We start from the raw sequence: 5,220 nt of genomic DNA, 5'->3' as shown, positions 1-5,220 counted from the left end.
CACGACACGACACACAGGCTATCAGGCAAGCATGAAGGTCAGGAAACGAGTCGAAGAACCCTTCGGTTGGGGCAAGACCGTCGGTCCAATTCGCCAGATCATGGTTCGAGGGTTGGATAAGGCCAATCAGGTACTGAACCTCACCTTCATAGGCTGGAATCTGAGGCGAATGGTCAATATACAGGGGAGGTGCGCCTGATGGGTGCCCGACAGCCCGGGAAATCCCGGATCTCGGGTAAAAAGGGACGATTGAACCCGACCCAAATGCTGAAATCCCCTTGAAATTGCCTTACCCGAGCGGATTGATGGAAAAATATCGGTCTATTTCAACAGCCTGTTAGACAGTTCATCGCGAACAATCAATGAGTACTGGTCGATTTGGTGAGGGCCTTCTCTATCATAGAAAGTTAGCGCCAACCTGATTATCTCTCTTATTTGCTGAAGTCTTTTTTCACTTTCCACATTCGATAATTCTTTGTCCACCCACTTCCAAAGATAACGGGCTGGTGCGAACGGATTAGTCGTTTTCTTTCCTACCAACAGCCTTCTAAGCGCTCCAGTTCTCGCAACCAATGTATCTAGCGGTATGCCAAGCTCAAAGTAGTTCCCCGGAGCCTTTTCCCATCTATCGTCAGGCGATGAAGAGCGAATAAGAACCTTTGCCATTAACTCCTCACGACCACCAAAGACACCGTAATCTCTGTCAAATCTGTCGGCCGGGGTATTAGCTATTCTTAGGCTGGCACCAAAATCGAGAAAAGTCTCTCTACATCTATGCAGCGTAGTTAAATTCTCAACTCTAGAAACGATCTGCTCAAACAACTCCAGAGATGGATTTGGGTGGTACCACATCAAGAAGAAAGGGTAGGCAAAACCGAACTCATAGCCACCAGCATACTTAAGCACTTCTAAATCGCTAATAGTTCCTTTAAAGAAAAGCTCTTTATGGTGTTTCACGTAGTTGCCACGCACCAAAACCGGCTTCCCAGCTTTGAGCCTGGCGGATACCTCTTTCCATTCTTTCTTCCGCTCCGCCATCCACTCCGGATTGTCCGACTGCCACGCTGAATTGTCGGTTATAAGTCGCATTCCAGCACCCCCGATGCCAGAGTTCCAATCATCAGATCTTCCATCGCTTCCAACGTCTCAAAATCGGGGAGAATATCAACCAATTCGATCATATCCAATATATTTTCCAGTCGTTCAATTTCAGGGTCGTTAGTAAAGTGTTCAACTCTGCACTGAGCTATCGAGACACCCACCCAAACCAATCAAAAACCAGCTCTCAGTAGAAAACTAATTTAGTTTTCACATAGGGTAGTGCCATAGTACTCAATATAAACAGCAGCCCTACATGCCTGCTACTCAATATACCTCCTCCTATTAATATTACTTTTCACTTATATGCTGAAACCATTCAACAGGGAGTATCCTTCTGGTAAACACAGAAAGGTATTACACTGAACCAATAGGGAAATTTCAATAGTTGCAAAGAGGCAAGCACCTGAAGGCAGGGTTTCGATCTTAACCAGACATGGAACAAAATGGTAGATTGAAGACAAAGAATAGGAGTTTTAGCCCACTAAACCAACTCGCTGAAAAGTTGGTTTTGTTTTCAAGCACAAAGCCCTGGATGAGGGCTCTGTGCCTACCACTTACAACGCCGCTGTCTCACTGCCCGCCTGACGCTTGTCATCCGCACTGGCCAACTGATAACGCCCTACAGCATTCAGCAGCGCCTGCAGAGTAGCGGTGGTGGTGTCACCTGCCAATGATGCCGCAGTAACCGGCGTACCGCTAACGCTGACCTTCAAGCAAGCCAGTGCATTGGCTTGCGTACCTTCCGACAACGCAAACTCATCATAAGCATCAACCTGCAAGGTGACGTCGTAGCGTTTTTCCAGCGCCTGGGCCAGTGCTTCGACGGCCCCTTGCCCATAGCCTTGCAACAACACCCGGTCACTGTCGTTACCAAAATCAACCTGGGCTTCCACGCCTTCATCGGTTCGGTGCAGATCGTAGGTGTGTAAGCGCCAGCCTTCTGGTGTGGTGAGGTAATCACGATTGAACAGTTCGTGAATGGTGTCTGAATTAATTTCATCTCCGCTGACTTCCGCAGCACGCTGCACGACCTTGGCAAAGTCGATCTGCAACCAGCGTGGCAAGGTAATGTCGTAATCGCGTTCAAGCACATAAGCCACGCCGCCTTTGCCGGACTGGCTGTTGATGCGCACGACTTCTTCATAGCGGCGGCCGAGGTCTGACGGGTCGATGGGCAAATAGGCCACTTGCCAGATCTCGTCGTCTGCAGTGCGGCGATTCAGGCATTTGCGAATGGCATCCTGATGGCTGCCGGAGAATGCCGTGAACACTAACTCACCCGCATAGGGGTGGCGCGGGTGAACCTGAATTTCAGTGCAGTATTCGACGGTGCGAATGATGCGCGCCATGTCGGATAAGTCGAGTGTCGGGTCAACGCCTTGCGAATAGAGGTTCATGGCGGCGGTGACCAGATCCATGTTGCCGGTGCGTTCGCCGTTGCCGAGCAAGGTGCCTTCGATGCGGTCGGCACCGGCCATCAGGCCGAGTTCAGCGGCGGCGACGCCACATCCACGGTCGTTGTGGGTGTGCAGGCTGATGATGATGTGTTCGCGGTGTTGAATGTGGTCGCACACCCATTCGATCTGGTCGGCGAAGATATTGGGGGTCGACATTTCTACCGTGGCCGGCAGATTGATGATCATTTTCTGGCCCTGCTCGGGGTGCCAGACGGCGGAGACGGCATCAATCACGTCTACCGCATAGTCCATCTCGGTGCCGGTGAAGCTTTCGGGCGAGTACTGGAACGTCCAGTCGGTTTCCGGATGCAAGGCTGCATGGCGCATGACTTCTTTGGCGCCATTGACGGCGATGGCTTTAATGCCTTCCCGATCCTGCTCGAAGACCTGCTCGCGCTGCACGGTCGAGGTGGAGTTGTACACATGCACAATGGCGCGTGGCACACCGGCCAGGGCCTCGTAGGTACGGGCGATCAGTTCCGGGCGTGCCTGGGTGAGCACCTGAATGGTCACGTCGTCCGGTATGCGGTTTTGCTCAATCAACTGCCGACAGAAGTCAAAATCCGGCTGGCTGGCTGATGGGAAACCGATTTCGATTTCCTTGAAGCCACAGTCTACCAACAGGTCGAACATCTGTTGCTTCTGCACCAGGTTCATCGGCTTAACCAGCGCCTGATTCCCGTCCCGTAGGTCCACCGCGCACCAGATCGGGGCTTGCTCGATCAGTTGATCGGGCCAGCGACGGTCGGTTTTGCGAATGGGGGCAAAGGCCGGGTATTTGCGGTGGTCGAAGCTCATGATGGTGTCCTGTTGTCAGGCTGTTATGGGTTACTGTGTCGTTAGGCTGTTTGTACTCTGTCGTATTGCACTCACATCGCTCATTGCGCAATCAGCAACTTTCTTGCGTGAAACGACTCGAAAGTTGACAGGCGGCCTGAACCGCCAAGTGGTCTATACGCAAAGTTATGTCACTGTTCACTTTGTCAGCAAGCCCAGAGCTTCGTTGTCAAACCTTGAAATAGCGGTGCTATTCCCGCGGCTTTCCGCCTCGCTCTGAACTTCCTGACTTCGTTCCTTAGTGACATAACTTCACGCATAAACCACTTCAGGGAACTCAGCCCAATGATGATGGGTCTGGCACCTGCTGGGCCGGCAACGGGGTCGTCGCTGGCACTGACTGGCCTTGTGAGCCAGGCAGTAGGGGTCTGTTGCAGCGGTAACCGCACCTCTCCCGAGCAATGACCTTATGATACGGGGGCCGCCCGGCAATGTGTTTGCTAATTTAATCTTATTTCGATAAATTTGAGCAGTATATTGCTCATTATTAAGTTTTATTGAGAGAAGAAGCCGAAATGAACGAAAAACTGGTCAGAATCGATAAGACAGACCGCCGTATTCTCGACTGCCTGCAACAGGATGGCGGTCTCACCAATCAGGAACTGGCCGAGCGGGTCGGCTTGTCGCCCTCGCCCTGTCTGCGCCGGGTGCGGGCACTGGAAGACGCGGGCGTCATTCTAAAGCGGGTAACGTTGCTGGAGCGTAAAGCACTGGGGTTGTCGTTAACGGCGGTGATCATGATCAGTATGGACCGGCACATTCCCGAGCGGTTCGATGAGTTCCAGCGCCAGATCGAAGCTTGCCCGGAAATCCAGGAATGCTATCTGATCACCGGGCACGACGCCGATTACATGCTGAAGGCGGTGGTACCGGACATGGATGTCTTTCAGGAGCTGCTACTGAACCGTATTACACGAATACCGGGTGTTTCCGGTGTGCATTCGAGTTTTGTGCTGCGGCGTGTGGTGGATAAAACCGAGTTGCCATTGGGGTACATTGTGTAAGAGATAAAATGCGCGATAGTTAAAGCAGAGCCCTAAACATCAAGGGCTCTTTGAAGGGATCACTGTGAGCAGTTAAGCGTAACGGCCCAAGGGTCCCATACATCGACAAAAACGATCGCGTCGTCGATGCTCCCGGCAAGCGCAGTGACAACGTCTTTCTCCACTACCAGGGAAGACCAGTCATTGCCGCAATCAGCCAAATTGACCGGTTGAGAGTATTCATACAACGAAAAAGCGAAGTTGTGATGCATGGATTTATAGACTTCCATGCCCACCGACCCCGTGTTGTTTTGCGTGTATTCAATAGTGCTACAGCCCGTAAGCACAACAGCAACCGCAAACCCTAGCAGAGCTTTATTCAAACTTTTCATCCGGGAATTCTCCTTTATTCGCACCAGACTCTGGAAGTCCGCGGGCTGTATATGCCCAGTGTAATGACGCTCAGAAACCCGTTCTCGAAAGTGGATTGTGTCTGAATTTGCCTAACGCTGCTCTCACCACAAACGTCACTCACATTTATGCTTTGCTTGTCTGGTGTTAGCCCCCAAAAGTAAAACGGCTGGGTTTGCTCGAATTGCGGTACCGATGCAACTTTCGGTTCGCCGTTCGGTGTTGCAGTCACTGTTGCGCAGCCGGCCAATAACAAAGGCACCAACAGTGAAACGGCTATGTAACGTATTCTCATAAAAACTCCATGTAACCATAAATATTCAGTCTGTATACTAGCAGGCTGTTGAAATAGACCGATATTTTTCCATCAATCCGCTCGGGTAAGGCAATTTCAAGGGGATTTCAGCATTTGGGTCGGGTTCAATCGTCCC

The 5,220-nt window shown here is 51.4% G+C and carries 6 protein-coding genes; 2 read left to right on the top strand and 4 right to left on the bottom strand.

From position 1 onward, the window contains the following. A partial coding sequence (locus tag G565_RS27820; protein WP_028672446.1) for a transposase occupies nucleotides 1-199 on the top strand: 199 nt, incomplete at its 5' end. Between the two features lie 122 nt (nucleotides 200-321). On the opposite strand, the gene G565_RS0120275 is transcribed toward G565_RS27820, so the two are convergent. Together G565_RS0120275 and leuA are read right to left on the bottom strand one after the other, a co-directional pair. After that, entirely contained in the window at nucleotides 322-1,089 is a 768-nt protein-coding gene (locus G565_RS0120275; protein WP_028672445.1) for a hypothetical protein, read from the bottom strand. A 566-nt stretch (nucleotides 1,090-1,655) separates the two neighbouring features. Further along, nucleotides 1,656-3,356, bottom strand: a complete 1,701-nt coding sequence (leuA, locus tag G565_RS0120265; RefSeq protein ID WP_028672444.1) for a 2-isopropylmalate synthase — start codon at nucleotides 3,354-3,356, stop codon at nucleotides 1,656-1,658. 554 nt (nucleotides 3,357-3,910) lie between these two features. On the opposite strand from leuA, the gene G565_RS0120260 reads away from it, so the two are divergent. Continuing rightward, nucleotides 3,911-4,399, top strand: a complete 489-nt coding sequence (locus G565_RS0120260; RefSeq protein ID WP_028672443.1) for an Lrp/AsnC family transcriptional regulator — start codon at nucleotides 3,911-3,913, stop codon at nucleotides 4,397-4,399. A 59-nt stretch (nucleotides 4,400-4,458) separates the two neighbouring features. Here the strand turns inward: G565_RS0120260 and G565_RS25215 are convergent, their stop codons facing one another. Both G565_RS25215 and G565_RS27815 read right to left on the bottom strand, forming a co-directional pair. After that, nucleotides 4,459-4,770 (bottom strand): hypothetical protein, encoded by a 312-nt coding sequence (locus G565_RS25215; protein ID WP_051208335.1) that lies wholly within the window; start codon nucleotides 4,768-4,770, stop codon nucleotides 4,459-4,461. Between the two features lie 14 nt (nucleotides 4,771-4,784). Next, nucleotides 4,785-5,084: a Bor family protein gene (locus G565_RS27815; RefSeq protein ID WP_084649493.1), complete on the bottom strand. Its 300-nt coding sequence runs from the start codon at nucleotides 5,082-5,084 to the stop codon at nucleotides 4,785-4,787. Nucleotides 5,085-5,220 lie beyond the last annotated feature (136 nt).

This window comes from Saccharospirillum impatiens DSM 12546 (assembly GCF_000423605.1).
Lineage (GTDB): Bacteria > Pseudomonadota > Gammaproteobacteria > Pseudomonadales > Natronospirillaceae > Saccharospirillum > Saccharospirillum impatiens.
The sequence above is the reverse complement of the archived record's forward strand: the minus strand, read 5'-3'. Positions and strand labels throughout refer to the sequence as shown.

What these genes read in the sequence shown, in the direction of transcription:
- G565_RS0120275 (WP_028672445.1), bottom strand. Translation starts at nt 1,089, where the DNA reads ATGCGACTTATAACCGACAATTCAGCGTGGCAGTCGGACAATCCGGAG.
- leuA (WP_028672444.1), bottom strand. Translation starts at nt 3,356, where the DNA reads ATGAGCTTCGACCACCGCAAATACCCGGCCTTTGCCCCCATTCGCAAA.
- G565_RS0120260 (WP_028672443.1), top strand. Translation starts at nt 3,911, where the DNA reads ATGAACGAAAAACTGGTCAGAATCGATAAGACAGACCGCCGTATTCTC.
- G565_RS25215 (WP_051208335.1), bottom strand. Translation starts at nt 4,770, where the DNA reads ATGAAAAGTTTGAATAAAGCTCTGCTAGGGTTTGCGGTTGCTGTTGTG.
- G565_RS27815 (WP_084649493.1), bottom strand. Translation starts at nt 5,084, where the DNA reads ATGAGAATACGTTACATAGCCGTTTCACTGTTGGTGCCTTTGTTATTG.